Raw genomic sequence first — 17,564 nt, 5'->3', positions numbered from 1 at the left:
GTGGCGCGAAGCACCCCATCTCCTTTTTGGATATATAGCTGTAGCCCAGTGTCCTAGGACATAAAACCCAAGAATTAATTGGCGGTGAGCCACCAATTTAATTCTTGGGTTTTGATTTGGTCTAAAACATGTGACTGGAGCTATAAAAAAGCCCAGAGTTATGAAAGCATTACTGAGTAACTATTTGGTCACTACTGAGCTAATTTCATAATTCTGGACTTTTATTAAATCTTATATATGTTGAACTACCAGAGTTGAACTTTAGAGTTTAACTTCGATGTCCACACCAGCAGCTAGATCAAGCTTCATGAGTGCATCGATAGTTTTTGCAGATGGTTGATAGATATCGATAATCCGACTATGAGTGCGGGTCTCAAAATGTTCGCGTGAGTCTTTATCTACGTGGGGAGATCTTAGAACGCAATAGATACGACGACGTGTTGGCAGGGGGATAGGACCAACGGCAGCGGCGTTTGTACGATTAGCAGTTTCGACGATTTTTTCGCAGGATGAGTCTAGCAGGCGATGATCGAAAGCTTTGAGACGAATCCGAATCTTTTGTTGTTGAGGTGCCACAGTTCTTAGGGATTTATTCGGGTAAATTTTTCAGCGTTTCTTATATTAGCACCCGAATACTCCAAAATCAAATAATTAGATCAATGCCAGCAATTCTCAATTATGAAACCAATTTTTACAGCGAGAATTGCTGACTGCCCATACATTTTTAGGATTGACGATTCCGATCCTGTTACAATTGCTAGATAGATACATTCACATAACTTTATCTAGAAATATGTCTTTGCTTCTTTCTGCTCCCATATTGGCTGCAACTGTCTATGCCGCGATCGCAGGTGCATATTTGCTAGTGATCCCCTTGATGGTGATGTTTTATTTCAAAGCGCGTTGGTATAAAACAGGCTCTCTAGAAAGAGTATTTCTCTGTTTTCTAGCCTTTTTCTTCTTCCCAGGATTGTTATTACTCTCTCCATTCTTTAACTTTCGCCCCGAAGCACGGCAAATTTAAACCTAAATTAAACTGAGCGCAATGCGCTCAGTTTAATAAAAAATATTTTCTGAGATTAAAACTATGCGCCGCATTGATGCCATAGCAATTATGGTTGCCTTTTTTGGGTTTGGTGGAGTCGCATTTTGGGTATTTCGTGCCTCAGGCTTCGATGCAACTAATGCGGGTGTTTGGAGTCAAGTGGTTTTAGTAGGGGTCTTAATAGCTTGGATTTCCACCTATGTATTCCGCGCTATGACAAAAACTATGACCTACAATCAGCAGCTAGATGATTATAAAAAAGCTGTGCTGACCAAGAAGCTAGAAGAAATGTCGCCTGAAGAGCGCGAAAGTTTACTTGCAGAAGTAGATGCAGAAAATAAACTAGCGCAAACCTCAGCTCAAAATGCAATCAAAGATGAATGAATCAGCGATCGCCTTACTATTCACTATTTCATCCTAAGCCACTTGCAAAGCGGATTGGTTCCTTTGGCTTCCCCAAGGATTTGGGCGATCGCTTTCAAATAGTGCAGAAATGGCTGAGTTTTGCTAGTGATGGCGAACCATCTAACCTGCTTGCCGAAGCCCAGTTTTTACATGATATTTTTGTTGATATTCTGGGTTATAAATCACCCTTTGAGAGCAACGGTGGTGCATGGGAATTAGAATTGCATCCGCATCCTGCACTTGGTTTTTTTACAGAAACATCAGCAAATGTGATCGCCGAGATTCGAGTCAGTACAGCTGAGGAAGGAGCAATCATTAAGCCCGAACCAGAGCATGAAACCACTGAATGGTTGATTGTTTTGGATTATCGAGAAATCTGTCTTTATAACCGAAATGTATCCAGCCTGTTCTGTCAGAGATTTACTTGGAACTCGTTAGCGGATTTAGAACAACTCAAAGCTTTTTATTTTTTATTATCACGAAGGACTTTGCTCAGAGGCATTGTCAATAGTGAAGAGCGATCGCGCACTACACACTTACTGGAAGAGTCTCACCAGCTAGAATCTGAGATCCTCAAAAACTTTTATAGCCACTATTGCAAAATCCGCAGTCAATTAATTAAGGATTTTCGCTATAGGTTACAGCTATTAGCACACCCTGTCGAAAATGCTGAGAATAACCTCCACGTAAAGGCAGAAGATGCGATCTCGATCGCCATTTATCAAGCCCAAAAACTTTTAAACCGCATCTTGTTTGTTGCTTATTGTGAAGATCGCGCCTTATTACCTGAGAACTTAATTAAAGACGCTTACGAATTTGAGAATCCCTATATTGAGCAACCAATTTGGGAAAATTATAAAGCCATATTTGATTGGGTACAAAATGGCAATGCAAAATATCACATTCCCATTAATGCTTATTCATCTAGGCTATTTGCGCGCGATCGCATTTTAGATCAGGCTTTATTTGTAGGCGATGAGTTATGTCGTCAGATCAAGGAAATAGCTCGATTCGACTTTTGTGAAGATATCACACGCCATATTCTGACTTGTCTCTTTGACGAATCAATCAGAGAATTATCGCAATATCGCAAAGATTTAAGCAATCTTAGTAAGCGCCGTATTCCGAAATTACCTTGTAAAGCAATTTTGCAAAGTGAGTCAGTAATTCGTACATTGCAGCAGCATTTAGCTCCGCCCAAAAATCATCAAGATACCTTGGCATATTGCCAAGAATATCAAGAGCGCTTGTTAAGAATCAAAATCTTACATCCTAAATGCGGCGCTGGGGTATTGCTCGCAACTGCTTTGGAGTTTTTACTTTCTGAACATGAGCGCATCCATTACCTAATAATTAAGTTCTCAACTGATGATGAGGCAACCGCTCACAAAACACCAACAACAGTAATAACCCATATCCTGCAACATAATTTATTTGGTTGCGATGCCGCTGAAGAATCTATTGAAATAACCCGACTCTCACTTTGTTTGCGATCGCTCGAAATCAGCCCATCTTTGCCAGATTTTGAGCATAATATCCAACTGGGTGAATTAGCAACCTGTGATTTTGGGGCAGAGTTTAAAGCCGCAAGCGATCGCGGCGAAGTAGTAATTCTAAAATAGTAAACGCCCCGGCAGGGGCATTTACTATTTACATTCGACCACGTAACATTTGTGCCATTTCATTGGGCTTCGGAGAGTTCTCTACCGCAGTTTCTTCGGTAATCCGACCATCTTCGTAGAGCTTATAGAGTGATTGATTCATATTTACCATTCCTTCATAAGTACATTTAGGAATTAACGCCTCAATCTCATCCACTTCACCGCGCTTGATATAGTCACGCACAGCATCAGTATTGATCATGATTTCATGCACCGCTGCCCGCTTACCATCCGTAGTCCGCACCAATGACTGAGCGATAACTCCCACTAAAGATTCTGAAACTTGAATCCGCATGGGACCCTGCTGTTCAGGTTCATAAAGATTGAGAATCCGCTCAATAGTTTTAACAGCACTGTTTGTGTGTAATGTGCCAAATACTAAGTGACCTGTTTGGGCTGCCTTCAGGGCAGTGTTAACAGTTTCTTTATCGCGCATTTCCCCAATCAGAATGATATCAGGATCTTCGCGCAAAGCTGCCTTCAGAGCATTATCAAACTTGAGCGTATGGATGCCAACTTCCCGTTGTTTAATCAGCGCCTTTTTGCTTTGATGTACAAATTCAATCGGATCTTCAATGGAAATTAAATGCTTCTGCATTTCCGTATTGATAAAGTCCACCATCGCCGCTAGGGTAGTTGATTTCCCTGAACCAGTAGGACCAGTTACCAGAATCAGCCCTTTATGGGTATAGCAAAGCTCTCGGAATACCTCTGGCAACCCCAACTGATCAATTGAAAGAATCTTTAGAGGAATCAATCGCAACACCATGGCTGCTCCACGCAACGAATCAAAAATATTGATCCGACAACGGGCAAATTCATACTGAGTTGCACCATCAAATTCTAAGGTGTCCCGAAATTGCTGGATTTGCTTATCATCCATAATTTCCGTCAACCAAGTGTCAAAAGTCTGCTTGTCTGGCACAGGATATTGCTCCTGTGTGACCATTAAGCCCCGACTCCGAAATCTTACTGGTTCATTTATCCCAGCATGAATATCTGAACATCCTTGCTCATGGGCATCTTTGACAATCTGGGCAAGGGTGGGTTGCCCTGTACTACGCTGCAAAATCGATGGTACACCCAGCCCTGGTAAGTTTGGAGGTGGACCTGGACGAATTGGGGGACGTGGATTTGGAGGCGGTGGCACACTAGTGACTTGTGTATCTGTCGGAATTGACATCTGAGCCTGACGAGCCGCCGCCGCCGCACGGGCTTGCTGTGCAGCCAGTGCTTGTTGCTGTTGTTCAGGAGTCAACGCCGCACGAGCTTGTTGCTGTGCTTGTGGATTATTGGGAGGTGCTTGAGGATTGCTAGGAGGAGCGACACGCTGCTGGGCGGGTGCGGCGGGGTTTGTACGTGGCTGTGGCACACCACCACCAGAAGAAGGTGGCGGTACGGGAGGCATCCCAGATTGCGTCATAGTTGAACCTCGAAAAGTGCTGTAGTTGGAGTTCAGGTTTGATGAGGAGCTTTTTGCTATTCAAATTCTGCTATTTGACCTAAAAATAACCAATCCTGTTACTTAATAGGCTAAAAATATATTAGCCCTTGTAAATACTATCCTCAAATAATTAATGAATATTCTCAGTGCCCTGCGATCTAAACCGAGCGCAGAAAGCAAAAAGCCTGCAAAGCAATCAACTCCTAAGCAAACCAAAGGTATTGAAATTAAGTCTCAACGCGAGTTGGACTATATGCGTGAATCATCTCGCATTGTGGCGACAGTACTCAAGGAAATTTCAGAGATCATTGCTCCTGGGATGACTACAATGGATCTTGATGCTCATGCTGAAAAGCGGATTCGGGAGATGGGTGCTGTCCCTAGCTTTAAGGGTTATTGCGGCTTTCCTGCAAGTCTTTGCACTAGCATTAATAACGAAGTCGTACATGGCATACCCAATGCGAGAAAAGTGATTAAGCTAGGCGATCTGGTCAAGGTTGATACTGGCGCATTTAAAAATGGGTTTCATGGGGATTCTTGCATTACGTTAGCAGTTGGTAATGTCAGTGAGAAGGCAGCTAAGCTAATGCGTGTAGCTGAGGAAGCTCTTTTTAAGGGCATTGAACAGGTGAAGCCAGGTAATTGTATGCTCGATTTGGCTGGGGCAATTGAGGATCATGTGAAGGCAAATGGTTTTGCAATCGTCGAAGATTTTACTGGTCATGGAGTAGGCCGAAATCTACACGAAGAGCCTTCAGTATTTAATTTCCGTACACATCAGTTACCAAATGTGCGCTTTCGCCCAGGGATGACTTTAGCGATCGAGCCAATTTTAAACGCTGGTTCAAAGCAAGTAAGGATTTTGTCGGATAAATGGACAGCCGTAACTGTGGACAATCAACTTTCGGCTCAGTTTGAACATACTGTTTTGGTGACTGAAACTGGTTATGAAATTTTTACCGATCGCTCTAAAGTTTAATCAAGATCAAAAAAGCTGTGCAAAGCAAAGCTTTTTTGATAGAAATTTATGCAAAATATTTTTTTAGCTGGTTCCAGTCGCGGAGTTGGGCGTGAAATTGCCAAACTATTGCTAGAGCATGAGCCACCATCCGTAAATTTAAAAGTATTGCTCCGCAATCCTACCTATGCCGTCGAGTTAGAAGCTCTGGGTGCAAAGGTAATGTTTGGTGATGCCCTAAATCCTGCTGACCTTGAAGCGTCGTTGGAAGGTAAAGAGATCGATGTAGTAATTACGACTATGGGTGGTTTGCCAAGCGATCGCGGTGAACGTGCTGACTGTGAGGGCAATAAAAATCTAATTGATGCTGCTGTTAAATCGGGAGTCAAGAAATTTATTCTGGTTTCTTCAATTGGCAGTGGCAATAGCGTGGTGGCGATCGCGCCGCAAGTGTTGCTAACATTGGGCGCAATTCTCAAGGAAAAAGAAAAAGCTGAACAGCACCTAGTTGCTAGTGGCTTAACCTACACAATTATTCGCCCTGGTGGATTGAAGTCGGAAGTTGCTACAGGTAACGCTGTGCTGACAGAAAATCCTACGGTTGCGGGAATTATCCATCGTGCTGATGTCGCTAAGTTAGTTTGTAATTGCGTAACTTCTGACAGGGCAAATAATAAAGTTTTTTCAGCAATTGATCGCAATATGTTGTTTAAATCATTAGAGTTTGAAACGTTCGATTTGTGAGACAGCTATGCAGGAATATATTGTTAGAGCTGGAGATACCCTATCTGCGATCGCGAAACGTTTTTTGGGCGCAAATGCTGACTGGCGCGAGATTGCTCGGATTAATAACATTACCAATCCTGCAAGTTTACAAATTGGTCAGAAGCTGCTGATTCCCGTGGTAACTCCACCGAGCGCTCGAAATCCTGAGGTCGCCATGGTCAGGAATACATTGCAGGGAGTTTATCCACCCAATAAAATTGCAATTTCCTTTACCACTGTTGGCAGTGATGTAATTGCCAAATTATTAAATACTGGGCAACAAGAGCCATTTGCCAAAACTAGAGATTTAGGACTGTATCGGCTAGGTATTTTTAAACTACGCGACTTTATCGCCTATGGCTCAGGCTTATTGCAACAGGTGCAGATGAGTCCTTCAGAAATCAAGGTAATGCTGGTAACGTCAGCAAATGAAGGCAGCCTTGATGCGATTAATACTTGGGACAGCCAGTACTTAAGTTTTGGGATATTCCAGTGGACATTGGGAGCGGCGGAGCAACAGGGCGAGCTACCTGCATTACTTAATAATCTCAAAAGGCGCTATCCATCTGAATTTCAATACTATTTTGGTCAGTTTGGCTTGGATGTAACATCACTAGATGGGATCACGGGTTGGATGTCTCTTAATGGTAATCGCCTAGTGAGTGCTGCTGATAAAAACTTAATGCGACAACCACTTTGGGCTTTACGATTTGCGATCGCAGGCATGGATGCGCTAGTGCAATCAGTACAAGTAGTACACGCAATTTCACGACTTGATCGATTTTATTTTACGCCTACCCAAACGCTACAAGGCTTTACTCTTTCGCAAATCCTAAGCTCAGAATTTGCGGTGGCGCTCCTGCTCGATCACCATGTCAACCGTCCTAGCCATGTCATTCCCTGCGTTGCTGATGCGATCGCGCGATCGCGTCTAACTCCTGCTCAAGTTGCGCAAGGATCTACTGATAATGAAGCGCTGATTATCCAAAATTATTTAGCTCTACGTGAAACCTTTGGCGGCGCAAGTGCGATGACGAAATCACGCGAACGCGCTGAACTAGCAAGACAATCGATCGCGACTGGCAATCTTTCTCCGCAAAGATTTTCATTTCGCTCTAACCGTCAATCAAGATCAACTTAGTAAAAAGGGCTTGCTTCACAAGCCCTTTTTACTAACAAGAAGTGGAGACAAGCAGCGCTTCTCGCGCAGTTATACCGATTCACAAAAGTGTTGTCACACTTTTGTGAATGAAAAAACAAACCCTGTAAGGGTTTTAAAAGCACAAAATGGCGTAGCCATTTTGTGCTTTTGTATTAACGTCGATTTACTTCAGCAGAGCTAGGTGCTTGTTGCGCAGGAATAAAAAAGCTGCCAGTTGGCTGTGGTGCAGCCTCAATGACCTCGACAGAGACTTGTCTAGGATTACCTACAACAGATGTATCACGGTCTTCCCAGCGACTACGAATAGGATGTAGCTCTACAGATGTAGAGAGTAAAGCTGGACTATTGCTACCATTCGCATAAGATCGCTCAAAGCTACTGTCGTAAGTACGACTGCTCGTGTAAACCCTCTGCCTTAGAGCCGCAATCCTTGCCGCAATCCGATCATCAGCATCGGCAGAAACTGCTAGAGGATCACGCATTGAGTTATAGGCGCGATCGACTCTGGTATAGATTTTTTTGCGATCGCTAATATTTGCCTTTGCCACAAAAGCTGGTCGAGTTAGTCCGCCTAACTCTTGCTGCGATCGGGTTTTCATTTCGGCAATAACTTCAGCTTCATCTAAGAGAAAAGAAGTTTTACCATCAGTTTGACTTTGAGGTGATGCTTTTGGGGACTCTTTAGGCTTAGAGACTGGACTTGCCTTAGGCAATTTTATTCCCGCAGGTGAAGGATTAACGCCCTCTAGTGCTTGTTTCCCAAAACTAAAGGCGACTAGTCCAGCCACAGATCCCACAATGATCATGGCAAACAAGAGCATCAGACTATAACTTAGTCTAAATTTCTTAGGTGGCTTTTTTTTCTTGCGGATTCGCTTTTGGGGTTGGGGTGTTGCCATCACAAACTTGTTTAGCTAATAATTGCTATTAGGCAACCTGCAAGGTAGCTTGCTTGATAGCATATAATACTTACGTCTATAATCACAATATGCCCAAGGTTGGCTGACTGGTAAAGCAAACGACTCATAATCGTTGATATGTCGGTTCGATTCCGACACCTTGGATAACCAATACAAGCCACTAAGACTAACTTACACCGTGTAAACACTTACACGGTTGGACACTTTTAGACACATTTAGCTTGTTTATGACTATGAGTTTTGTTGTCATAGTCATAAGCAAACGAGTTCATAGTCAAATGTATAGCAATGAAAGTTTTACTTATGACATAAAACCCAAATAAATGAAGGCGGCGCGAAGCGCCGCCTTCATTTATTTGGGTAGTGTTTCAAGGGCGGCTGAAGCTAAGGTTGCCAAGACAGCTTTTTGAAGGCAAGCAGAAATATCTAACGCTTAAAGAAGGCAATGTCGTTACTGTAGACAAGACTTAGCAGTTCTTTAAGGATGATAGCGGTAAGCTACGCATTGTTGTTCACCACTCCTCATTACCTTATTCAGGCTAATAATTCATTCCAGTGATGCAATCTTAAGCCGAAAAATTGTAAGAATCGCTTTTTGATTCTTACAATTTCTCGCCATTTGAGCCATGTAGAACAAGGCTCAAATGGCGATCGCGAACTAGGACGTAAAAGATTCGCCTAAACCTAAAGCTGCCAGCTTCTTACGGAAAGTAATGGAACTCTTATCGCCAGCAATATGTACCTCATCAGCAAGACGAATAGGCAAATCTTCGGGCCATTGCTCCTCAACGATCGCTTTGTCCTCATAAAACACCTGATCATTAAAATCGAGGGTGTCTTGTAGCGGAGCATCTTTATCGAAGTTCCGACAAATTGGTACGAATAATCTCGTTTTACGGGCAGAGATTGGTGAAGCTGCATTGAGAACATGCAATTTACCATGGGGGAAAAAAACAGTTAACTTAGCGGTGAAAGGAATAAACAGTTCAAATAGCCTGCGCCATAAAAAATTAGATGGAGCTAAGTGCTTCATGCCATGAGCATAGTTACTAACAGTGCTGATATAGTCGGCTTTGAATCCAGAGGTAGTTTGCTCAATCGTGTAGTCTGGAACTTCAGGATTATCAGCTTCGCCAAAGGACTTAGCATGAATAAAGGCAAAATGACTAACATCCAAAAATCCTTCTACTTGCCGCCCTGCTGCCGCATTTAAATCCACGGAATTGGGCAATACCTGAATGTAGTCTGGATCTTCCCATTCATCTAATTCAGGAAATGGAACTGAACCGTTATCTATCAACCTTGTCCAGACTAACCCATAGCGTTCCATAACTGGATATGTCTTAAGTTTGAGTCGTGATGGAATTGTCGCTTCAGGCTGGGCGGGAATGTAAACACATTTAGCATTACAGTCATATTGCACTCCATGGTAAGGACAAACGAGACGATCGTTTTCAATCCAGCCCAAGCTTAGGGGTGCGCCTCGATGTAGGCATAGATCTTTGGCAACGATAATCGTACCATCGGAAACTCGATAGATTACTAAGCGCTCATCTAATAGATGCGTGCCATAGGGCTTTTCGGATGTGATTTCATGGGAGAAGGCAACAGGATACCAGAAGGGTGCAAGCGCTTGCCAATCAGTTTGGCTAAAGGTGCAATTGCGTGGCAAATATACTTCTTGGGTCGCTACCATAAACATCACTCTTGTGCGTTAATCTACAATTCTGACGTTACAGCGATATAAAAATCAATTCTGTATAACTTTGCACGAACCCCATCGCTCCACTATCTAGCCGATTTGAAACTTTCAAAAATCTTCTAAATTGAAAATTTCAAATCGGTGTATTTTTGTGTAACAATTGTAGATCGCACTTTTAAGTAATCTCACAACTAAAAAAATGGCTAAAAACAAAGGTGTCCGTCTCGTAGTTACATTAGAGTGCACCGAATGTCGCACTAATGCTAACAAGCGATCGCCTGGTGTATCTCGTTATACGACCATGAAAAATCGTCGTAATACAACCGCAAGATTAGAACTCAAAAAGTTCTGCCCTCATTGCAACTCTCATACCGTCCATAAAGAAATCAAATAGTCCACTAATCCAATAACTAAAACCGCGTAATCCCAATCATGGCAATGAACTCCTCTTTTTATCGCAAGCGCCTCTCCCCGATCGCGCCTGCTGCCAAAATCGACTATAAAGATGTCGAATTACTGCGTAAATACATCACTGAGCGTGGCAAGATTTTGCCTCGCCGCATTACAGGTTTAACTGCAAAGCAACAGCGTGCATTGACGACAGCGATTAAACAAGCTCGTGTAGTTGCATTACTGCCTTTCATCAACAAAGAAGGTTAAAAAGTAAAGGACGCGATGCGTCCTTTACTTTTAAAAAAATAGAGAGACGCAATGCGTCTCTCTATTTTTTATAGGCAAAGAAGGTTAAAAAAGGACGTGATGCGTCCTTTTTTATAAGAAATAGAGAGACTCAGCGCGTCTCTTTATTCTTTATAGGCATTGCTCGATTACGGCAATGACCGATCGCGAAAGACTATCAAAGTCATAGCCGCCTTCTAACCCAAATAAGATTTTTGTGGTTAGCTCTAAACACAGATTCGTAAATGTGCCAAAATCCTCTGGATTTAACAAAATACTTGCCAAAGGATCATCAGCATTTGCATCAAATCCTGCACTGACAATTAAAAGATCGGGATCAAAATTTCGTAAAAACGGCATGATCTGATTTTCAAACACAGGCAAATATTCTGCGATCGCTGAACCCGATCGCATTGGGATATTTAAAATATTGTCATGATTTCCTGTCTCATCTTTGCGACCTGTCATCGGATAAAACGGTGCTTGATGCGTTGAGACATAGGCAATGTCTGGACGATCCCAGACAGCCTCCTGTGTCCCATTGCCGTGATGGACATCCCAGTCAAGAATGGCAACACGCTTGAGATTTAATCGATCAATTGCAGACATGGCGGCGATCGCCGCATTTCCAAAAATGCAAAAACCCATGCCCGAATGAGCACGCGCATGATGACCAGGGGGACGTGCTAGTACGAAGGATGGGCGACCTGACTCTAAAACAACATCAACACCATCAAGCCATGCACTGAGGGCAAGTAGGGCAACATCATAAGTTTGAGGCGAAGCGATTGTATCGCCATCAATGTAGCCACCACCGCGCTCGGTAATTGCCTGCAAAGTTTCAAGATATTCTTGAGTGTGAAAACGAAGAACTTCTTTTAGGATATTTTGTCGATCAGTTGGTTCTTGCCAGACTAATTGTGAGGCGATCGCTGAATTTTTTAGAGCCTCAACTATGGCTGTAAGACGACCAGCTTTTTCTGGGTGATAAATCCCAGTATCATGACTCAGAAAACTGTCAGAATAAATTATTGGGAATTTATTGGTAAATTTTGAAGAAGTTGAAAAGGTATTTGAAAACATACGTGCTTTTGCTGATCGCCAAATCAATGAATAGTTGTTGTCACCATAGAGACTAGCGTTATACTTTTAAAATCGTGGATTTGTTTGAAATCTTTTATAAGTAGCTAAGCAAAATTAAATATAAAACTGCAAAAAATTTACCCGCAGCGGGCAGTAAAGTTTTTGAATTTATTTTTTATTATGCCAAGTTACTTAGTTCCACAGTAATTTTACTTGGGTCTTTCCTGTGGTCGATCCCTTACCGCCAATGCAGCAAACAGATGTAGAGATGCAAGCCGTGCCAAAAGAGCTTGCCCGATCCATCCAAGAGATTATTAGTCTCTACAAAAAACATAACAAACAGAATATAATCGAATCCCTAGAAAATCTGATCTCTACAGTAAAAAGAGGCACAGATAAACCATTCTTAACAGATCTGTCCTTAGGAAGCGACCAAAATAATTTAGAAACAGAAAATGAAGAGGAATTTCTTAAAAGTTGGGACGACATCTTCAATGTTCAAGTTTATATTGACACTGAAATTTTTGGCGAATTAGATCCAAGACCTCCTGCTTTAGTAGAGTTAGACAATAGCAATGACAACGAAACAATAATCCAGCATACTGATGCAACTGAAATTTATGTTCAGGCATGGAAAGAACTCGCTCAGAGTATGTCTTCTTTCCCAGATGATTTGTTTACTCGACTCTGGACAACTGCCGAGATTGCCAAAATTTTGGAATGTTCTCCCAGTAGTTTACGGAGATCTCGTCGAAGTGGGCGATTGCCAATTAAGGTCAAAGACCTAATTCTGGATTGTATTTCTCACGATGGCAAACGGAGTTTATGGTTTGTACGACCCTCCTAACCAATTTTTGAGTTGTCAGCGCCGTAGCTACTGACAACTCAAAAATTGGTTTTACAACTGATAATCGCTATACAATTTAGATATATGTACCTATGGGCATAAATTTATAGATGTCTTTTCAAGATCTGCGCAAACGATTTTTGCTAAGTAACATATCGCTTTATTGGGTGTTGCTTGTACCGTTTGTGATACAAATTATCGGAACTGTAGGTTTGGTAGGCTATTTGTCCTATCGCAGTAGCGAGATGGCAGTCGATAAAATGGCAAGTCAGGTAATGAGTGAATTAGGCGATCGCATCGAGCAGAACCTTATTAATCATCTCCGCAAGCCAACTGAAATCAACCGCAATAACGCTGCTAGTATCAAGCTGGGAATTCTAGACTGGCAAGATTTGGCGACTGTAGAGAAATATTTTTGGCAACAATCGCAGATTTTTCCAGAAGTATCCGCATTAGCGATCGCTAATGAGCAAAAAGAAATTCTCATCATAGAAAAATTAGATGATGGTTCTCGTGCGATTAGACTAAGAGATAAATCAACTAATAACATATGGGATAACTATTTAGCTGATAGTGACGGCAATCGCCTCAAGCTGCTCAGACGCTCAACTACATATGATCCTCATAACGATCCACCGAATAATCCTTGGTATGGACAAACCAAAAATGCAGGGCGATTGCTGTGGAGGATAAATGTTTCTTTGGCAAATCCAAATAACCCTTCACTTATTGCGGTTAACTTTTTACCATTCTTCGATCGTGACAATAACTTTCAGGGGGTATTAGGAGCTTCGATATCTCTGACCCAATTAGGAGATTTTCTCCAGAAACTCAAGATTGGGAAAACAGGACAAGCCTTTATCATTGATCTCAATGGACAGATGATTGGTATGTCAACAGGGGAGATTCCTTTTCGTCAGGGTACATTGACACCATTAACGCAAGACAAAGAGACTCTCGCTAAAAATGTTGATCCTGATCATCGGAGACTAAGTGCTTTTGATAGCCAAAATGCCACAACCCAAATAACTGTCAATCATTTAAAAGAACGTTTTGGTCGTCTAGAGAGTATTTCTGAACATCAAAAGTTTCGATTTGAAAAGGATGGCATCCGATATTTTGCGCAGATCGCACCGCTAAAAACTGAATTTGGAACTGAAGATTTAGATTGGCTCTCAGTAATCGTGATCCCAGAATCTGACTTTATGTCCGAGATTCAAACAAATACTAATTGGACAATTCTTTTCTGTGGACTGATTGTGTTTGTTGCAATTGGGATGGGGTTACTTACAGCTCGATGGATTTCTCGTTCAATATTGAGGTTGAGTAAAGCAAGTGAATCGATCGCAAAGGGCAATTGGCAAAGTTTACCAGAAGACGTAGAGATTGCTGAGCTCAAAACTCTAGCAACATCGTTTAACTGGATGTCTACCCGACTCCATCAATCATTTTCACAAGTGGAAAATTCTCTGCGAGATTCAGAAGTCAAATTTTCGACAATTTTTCAGGTAAGTCCCGATCCTGCATGGATTGCGACATTAGCCGAAGGAAGATGTTTATATGTCAATCAAAGTCTGTGTAATTTTCTAGAAGCTTACTCAAGCGATATTATTGGCAAAACATGTGTACAACTTGAACTATGGGAGAATATTGAAGATCTCCATCATTATAGAGAAGTCCTAATTAGTAAAGGGATTATTCAAAATTTTGAAGCAGTAGTTCATACAAAGACGAAACAGAGAAAAACAGTATTAATATCGGCTAGTACTATATGTATAGACGATCAGGACTGTGTGATCGGTGTCATGAAAGATATTAGCGATCGCAACCAACTAGAAATTACGCTCATTGAGAACGAGTCAAGATTAGAAGCATTTCTAAATAATATGCCTGCTATTAGCTATATCAAAGATCTAGATGGCAAGTATTTAAATGTTAATAGAGAATTTGAACGGATATTGAAAATTAGTCAAGCGGAAATGTTTGGAAAAACTGATTATGATTTTCTACCTATAGAAGTTGCCGATAGTCTACGGGCTAACGACCATCAAGCAATCTTACAAAAATCCACGATTCAAGTCGAAGAAAGCGTAGAATTCCCTGATGGAATTCATACTTTTTTTGCAACGAAGTTTCCGCTTAGTGATTTACAAGGCAATATTTATGCCATGGCTGGGATCTCTATAGATGTTAGCGATCGCAAACAAACTGAAAGTGATCTGCGAGAAAGTCAAGCCGATCTCAAAACTGCATATATGGAGCAGAATACTCTGTTTAATGCCCTAACTGATGTAATCTTAGTTCGCAACGCAGAGGGGCGTTGCCTCAAGGTAGCTCCGACTAAAGGCGTGAATCTAAAAGGGACTCAAGAGGAAGTTTTAAGTAAGCCAATTCAAGAAGAATTGCCGATGGAAGTAGCTAATCTTATTTTGCAAAACATTCACAAAGCTTTGACGACCAAGCAAATGGCAAGTTGTGATTATATTTTAGAAATTGATGGTAGAGAAATATGGTTTTCTTCCAATATTTCACCCTTGACTGAAGATACAGTTATCCAAATTTCTAGGGATATTACAGAACGGAAGCTTTCAGAAATAGCTTTGGCTAAAGCGAAAGAAGATGCAGAAGCAGCAACTAAAGCTAAGAGTGAGTTTTTGGCTAACATGAGTCATGAAATTCGCACGCCGATGAATGGAGTCTTAGTGATGGCACAGTTACTTGCCACTACCGAACTTACAGAAGATCAAGAAGAATTTGTACAAACTATTCTCGAAAGTGGTGATGTCCTTTTAGCGGTCATCAACGATATTCTTGATTTTTCTAAAATTGAATCTGGGATGCTTAAAATAGAGCAAAGAGAATTTGTCTTGTCTGAGGTCTTAAGTTCAGTTTGCAATTTAATGAATGGTCAAGCTAAAGATAAAAAGATTGAACTGCAATATACAATCGATTCTCAAGTCCCTTTAAAGGTAATCAGTGATAGCTCTCGTTTGCGTCAGGTTTTGATCAATCTAGTTGGGAATGCCATCAAATTCACTCCTCAGGGCAAGGTGTCAGTCGAGGTTAGTGGTAGCCCATTATCTGATAATGATCAACAATATGTACTTAAATTTGCGGTTACTGATACTGGCATTGGTATTCAAAGCGATCGCATATCCAACCTATTTCAAGCCTTTACACAAGCTGACACGTCGATTAGTCGAAAATATGGTGGTACTGGCTTAGGTTTGGCGATTAGTAGGAGATTGATTGAGCTAATGGATGGAAAGATATGGGTTGAGAGTTTTGGGGAGGTTGGGGGCAATCCTTCATTAGGTTGGGAGTCTGATCTAGTTACTCAAGGTACAACATTTTACTTTGTGATTAAAACTACCCTTTCTCAAGGGTAGTTTTAATCTTCTATACCGACGTTATTCCACATCGCAAAACACTCAAAACCGAACCAATAAATTTTTGGAAAGTGTTGCAAAGCAACACTTTCCAAAAATTTATTTTGTGTACAAACTCTGCAAGGTTGGAATAAACGATGGGTAAGAAATTGCCGCAGACTCAGCGCGATTGATTGAAGTTTTGCCCTTGGCAACTAGAGCGGCGATCGCCAGACTCATGGCGACACGATGATCGTCATAGCTCTCTACCTCAGCACCAGTAAGAGCTTTACCACCAACGATCGCCATCCCATCAGGAAGTTCTGTCACATTCGCACCCATTTTCGTCATTTCCTTCACCATCGCCACAATGCGATCGCTTTCCTTAACGCGCAACTCAGCAGCATCCTCAATAATAGTGGTTCCCTCTGCACAGCTTGCCGCGATCGCTAAAATCGGGATCTCATCAATTAGACGAGGAATCACAGCACCACTGATTTTACAAGCCTTGAGATTGGCAGAACGTACACGCAAGTCAGCAACTGGTTCTCCTGTAACTTCGCGTTGATTTTCATAGGTAATATCTGCACCCATCTCAGTGAGAATTTCGAGAATGCCTGTCCGAGTTGGATTAATCCCGACGTTCTCAATTACTAGATCGGAATTAGGAACAATGGAAGCCGCTACCAACCAAAACGCTGCCGAACTAATATCTCCAGGTACGATCACCGCCTGTCCAACTAGTTTTGCGCCGCCTTTAACGGCAACAGTGTTTGTATCAATATCAACTGTGATTTTTGCGCCGAAGGCTGCCAACATCCTTTCACTGTGATCACGCGATCGCTCTGGCTCAGTGATAATCGTCTCGCCATCGACCATTAATCCCGCAAGCATAATGCAGGACTTAACCTGAGCTGAAGCTACGGGAGATTGATAGTGAATTGCTTTTAGGTTTTGACCTGAAATTGCTAGTGGCGCTCTTGCTCCATTTTCCCGACCCCAAATATTCGCTCCCATCTGCCGTAAAGGATTGACCACGCGAGACATGGGGCGAGAGCGCAAAGAGCTATCGCCAGTGACGGTAAAAAAGCGATCAGGATGACTTGCCAAAATCCCTAACATCAAGCGTAGAGTTGTTCCCGAATTGCCAGCATTCAAAACATCTAGAGGCTCCTTCAGATTGCCCAGCCCAATCCCCTTAATCGTTACTAATTCTGAGTTAAGCTCAGATATCTCCGCACCCATTGCCGCAAAGCAAGCCGCCGTACTACGCGGATCTTCACCTAGCAATAACCCGCGAATTGTGGTCTCGCCCTCTGCTAAAGAGCCAAGCATTAACGCCCGATGCGAGATTGACTTGTCTCCAGGGATCGTAATTCTTCCTTGTAAACCTTGTGGCAATTGGCTTGCATCAATGTTGAGCAGGTGATGAGTTTGAGTAGTATCGAGGTCAATCATGTTAAAGTCAGTTAGCAATTAGTATTAGATTAAGACAAAATCACGGCAAATTTAGACTTATATCAACG

At 42.0% G+C, this 17,564-nt stretch carries 16 protein-coding genes and 1 tRNA gene; 11 read left to right on the top strand and 6 right to left on the bottom strand.

The features are described from left to right. Nucleotides 1-261: 261 nt before the first annotated feature. Nucleotides 262-576 carry a 30S ribosomal protein S10 gene (gene rpsJ, locus PseudUWO311_RS03295; RefSeq protein ID WP_009625825.1) on the bottom strand — a complete coding sequence of 105 codons (315 nt, stop codon included), beginning with the start codon at nt 574-576 and terminating at the stop codon, nt 262-264. Nucleotides 577-793: 217 nt separating this feature from the next. Between rpsJ and ndhL the strand changes: the two genes are divergently transcribed. The 3 genes from ndhL to PseudUWO311_RS03280 all read left to right on the top strand — a co-directional run bounded on the left by ndhL (nt 794) and on the right by PseudUWO311_RS03280 (nt 3,072). Continuing rightward, entirely contained in the window at nt 794-1,024 is a 231-nt protein-coding gene (ndhL, locus tag PseudUWO311_RS03290; RefSeq protein WP_142653641.1) for an NAD(P)H-quinone oxidoreductase subunit L, read from the top strand. Nucleotides 1,025-1,087: 63 nt separating this feature from the next. After that, the gene (locus PseudUWO311_RS03285) at nt 1,088-1,429 is read left to right on the top strand and encodes a DUF3007 family protein (RefSeq protein WP_142653640.1); all 342 of its coding nucleotides are present in this window, start codon (nt 1,088-1,090) and stop codon (nt 1,427-1,429) included. After that, nucleotides 1,426-3,072, top strand: a complete 1,647-nt coding sequence (locus PseudUWO311_RS03280) for a hypothetical protein (protein WP_142653639.1) — start codon at nt 1,426-1,428, stop codon at nt 3,070-3,072. Before PseudUWO311_RS03285 ends, PseudUWO311_RS03280 begins: the two co-directional genes overlap by 4 nt. Nucleotides 3,073-3,100: 28 nt before the next feature. On the opposite strand, the gene PseudUWO311_RS03275 is transcribed toward PseudUWO311_RS03280, so the two are convergent. Then, a complete protein-coding gene (locus tag PseudUWO311_RS03275; RefSeq protein WP_142653638.1) occupies nt 3,101-4,534 on the bottom strand; it encodes a type IV pilus twitching motility protein PilT in 1,434 nt (477 codons plus the stop codon). 154 nt (nt 4,535-4,688) lie between these two features. On the opposite strand from PseudUWO311_RS03275, the gene map reads away from it, so the two are divergent. From map to PseudUWO311_RS03260, 3 genes are read left to right on the top strand one after another with little or no spacing between them, the layout of a single operon-like run. After that, nucleotides 4,689-5,534 (top strand): type I methionyl aminopeptidase, encoded by an 846-nt coding sequence (gene map, locus PseudUWO311_RS03270; protein WP_142653637.1) that lies wholly within the window; start codon nt 4,689-4,691, stop codon nt 5,532-5,534. Between the two features lie 48 nt (nt 5,535-5,582). Next, nucleotides 5,583-6,257 (top strand): SDR family oxidoreductase, encoded by a 675-nt coding sequence (locus PseudUWO311_RS03265; protein ID WP_142653636.1) that lies wholly within the window; start codon nt 5,583-5,585, stop codon nt 6,255-6,257. 7 nt (nt 6,258-6,264) lie between these two features. After that, nucleotides 6,265-7,419, top strand: coding sequence for a LysM peptidoglycan-binding domain-containing protein (locus PseudUWO311_RS03260; protein ID WP_142653635.1), 1,155 nt, complete (start codon nt 6,265-6,267; stop codon nt 7,417-7,419). A 173-nt stretch (nt 7,420-7,592) separates the two neighbouring features. On the opposite strand, the gene PseudUWO311_RS03255 is transcribed toward PseudUWO311_RS03260, so the two are convergent. Further along, nucleotides 7,593-8,339 (bottom strand): hypothetical protein, encoded by a 747-nt coding sequence (locus tag PseudUWO311_RS03255; RefSeq protein ID WP_142653634.1) that lies wholly within the window; start codon nt 8,337-8,339, stop codon nt 7,593-7,595. A gap of 93 nt (nt 8,340-8,432) precedes the next feature. Between PseudUWO311_RS03255 and PseudUWO311_RS03250 the strand changes: the two genes are divergently transcribed. Beyond that, nucleotides 8,433-8,504 (top strand) — tRNA-Ile (locus PseudUWO311_RS03250). 514 nt (nt 8,505-9,018) lie between these two features. Here PseudUWO311_RS03250 and PseudUWO311_RS03245 read toward each other — a convergent pair. Next, complete coding sequence (locus PseudUWO311_RS03245) at nt 9,019-10,056, bottom strand: aromatic ring-hydroxylating oxygenase subunit alpha (protein WP_223807428.1); 1,038 nt, start codon at nt 10,054-10,056, stop codon at nt 9,019-9,021. A 205-nt stretch (nt 10,057-10,261) separates the two neighbouring features. On the opposite strand from PseudUWO311_RS03245, the gene rpmG reads away from it, so the two are divergent. Beyond that, nucleotides 10,262-10,456, top strand: a complete 195-nt coding sequence (rpmG, locus tag PseudUWO311_RS03240) for a 50S ribosomal protein L33 (protein WP_094535841.1) — start codon at nt 10,262-10,264, stop codon at nt 10,454-10,456. A gap of 44 nt (nt 10,457-10,500) precedes the next feature. Beyond that, complete coding sequence (gene rpsR, locus PseudUWO311_RS03235; protein WP_055074037.1) at nt 10,501-10,722, top strand: 30S ribosomal protein S18; 222 nt, start codon at nt 10,501-10,503, stop codon at nt 10,720-10,722. A 150-nt stretch (nt 10,723-10,872) separates the two neighbouring features. On the opposite strand, the gene PseudUWO311_RS03230 is transcribed toward rpsR, so the two are convergent. Further along, a complete protein-coding gene (locus PseudUWO311_RS03230; protein ID WP_142653632.1) occupies nt 10,873-11,823 on the bottom strand; it encodes a histone deacetylase in 951 nt (316 codons plus the stop codon). 226 nt (nt 11,824-12,049) lie between these two features. Between PseudUWO311_RS03230 and PseudUWO311_RS03225 the strand changes: the two genes are divergently transcribed. Then, nucleotides 12,050-12,670 carry a hypothetical protein gene (locus PseudUWO311_RS03225; protein WP_142653631.1) on the top strand — a complete coding sequence of 207 codons (621 nt, stop codon included), beginning with the start codon at nt 12,050-12,052 and terminating at the stop codon, nt 12,668-12,670. Nucleotides 12,671-12,855: 185 nt separating this feature from the next. Further along, nucleotides 12,856-16,059: a PAS domain-containing protein gene (locus PseudUWO311_RS03220; RefSeq protein ID WP_190303377.1), complete on the top strand. Its 3,204-nt coding sequence runs from the start codon at nt 12,856-12,858 to the stop codon at nt 16,057-16,059. A gap of 99 nt (nt 16,060-16,158) precedes the next feature. Here the strand turns inward: PseudUWO311_RS03220 and aroA are convergent, their stop codons facing one another. Then, the gene (aroA, locus tag PseudUWO311_RS03215) at nt 16,159-17,496 is read right to left on the bottom strand and encodes a 3-phosphoshikimate 1-carboxyvinyltransferase (RefSeq protein WP_142653629.1); all 1,338 of its coding nucleotides are present in this window, start codon (nt 17,494-17,496) and stop codon (nt 16,159-16,161) included. Between the last annotated feature and the right edge of the window lie 68 nt (nt 17,497-17,564).

The organism is Pseudanabaena sp. UWO311 (genome assembly GCF_006937785.1).
Taxonomy (GTDB): domain Bacteria; phylum Cyanobacteriota; class Cyanobacteriia; order Pseudanabaenales; family Pseudanabaenaceae; genus Pseudanabaena.
The sequence above is the reverse complement of the archived record's forward strand: the minus strand, read 5'-3'. Positions and strand labels throughout refer to the sequence as shown.

What these genes read in the sequence shown, in the direction of transcription:
- PseudUWO311_RS03280 (WP_142653639.1), top strand. Translation starts at nt 1,426, where the DNA reads ATGAATCAGCGATCGCCTTACTATTCACTATTTCATCCTAAGCCACTT.
- rpsR (WP_055074037.1), top strand. Translation starts at nt 10,501, where the DNA reads ATGAACTCCTCTTTTTATCGCAAGCGCCTCTCCCCGATCGCGCCTGCT.
- PseudUWO311_RS03255 (WP_142653634.1), bottom strand. Translation starts at nt 8,339, where the DNA reads ATGGCAACACCCCAACCCCAAAAGCGAATCCGCAAGAAAAAAAAGCCA.
- map (WP_142653637.1), top strand. Translation starts at nt 4,689, where the DNA reads ATGAATATTCTCAGTGCCCTGCGATCTAAACCGAGCGCAGAAAGCAAA.
- PseudUWO311_RS03285 (WP_142653640.1), top strand. Translation starts at nt 1,088, where the DNA reads ATGCGCCGCATTGATGCCATAGCAATTATGGTTGCCTTTTTTGGGTTT.
- PseudUWO311_RS03230 (WP_142653632.1), bottom strand. Translation starts at nt 11,823, where the DNA reads ATGTTTTCAAATACCTTTTCAACTTCTTCAAAATTTACCAATAAATTC.
- rpmG (WP_094535841.1), top strand. Translation starts at nt 10,262, where the DNA reads ATGGCTAAAAACAAAGGTGTCCGTCTCGTAGTTACATTAGAGTGCACC.
- PseudUWO311_RS03275 (WP_142653638.1), bottom strand. Translation starts at nt 4,534, where the DNA reads ATGACGCAATCTGGGATGCCTCCCGTACCGCCACCTTCTTCTGGTGGT.
- ndhL (WP_142653641.1), top strand. Translation starts at nt 794, where the DNA reads ATGTCTTTGCTTCTTTCTGCTCCCATATTGGCTGCAACTGTCTATGCC.
- aroA (WP_142653629.1), bottom strand. Translation starts at nt 17,496, where the DNA reads ATGATTGACCTCGATACTACTCAAACTCATCACCTGCTCAACATTGAT.
- PseudUWO311_RS03260 (WP_142653635.1), top strand. Translation starts at nt 6,265, where the DNA reads ATGCAGGAATATATTGTTAGAGCTGGAGATACCCTATCTGCGATCGCG.
- PseudUWO311_RS03245 (WP_223807428.1), bottom strand. Translation starts at nt 10,056, where the DNA reads ATGGTAGCGACCCAAGAAGTATATTTGCCACGCAATTGCACCTTTAGC.
- PseudUWO311_RS03265 (WP_142653636.1), top strand. Translation starts at nt 5,583, where the DNA reads ATGCAAAATATTTTTTTAGCTGGTTCCAGTCGCGGAGTTGGGCGTGAA.